Origin of the sequence: Streptomyces sp. NRRL S-37, assembly GCF_000721605.1 — a bacterium.
Taxonomy (GTDB): Bacteria; Actinomycetota; Actinomycetes; order Streptomycetales; family Streptomycetaceae; genus Streptomyces.
This window is the reverse complement of sequence record NZ_JOIZ01000175.1, coordinates 1-202: the sequence shown is the minus strand read 5'-3', so window position 1 is coordinate 202 and position 202 is coordinate 1. Positions and strand designations below refer to the sequence as shown.

Below are 202 nucleotides of genomic sequence, written 5' to 3'. Positions count from 1 at the left end.
GGGTGTGCTGGTGCTGGAGCGGTTGTCGGATGCGCGGCGTCATGGGCATCGGGTGTTGGCGGTGGTGCGGGGCAGTGCGGTCAACCAGGACGGTGCGTCGAACGGGTTGACGGCGCCGAACGGTCCGTCGCAGCAGCGGGTGATCCGGCAGGCGCTGGCCAGTGGCGGGCTGTCGGCCGGTGACGTGGACGTCGTCGAGGCG

1 protein-coding gene is annotated in these 202 nt (G+C 71.8%); it reads left to right on the top strand.

Annotated features, from left to right (window positions below):
• The coding region (locus IH50_RS38600) for a hypothetical protein (protein ID WP_158801465.1) at positions 1-202 on the top strand (202 nt) is incomplete at both ends.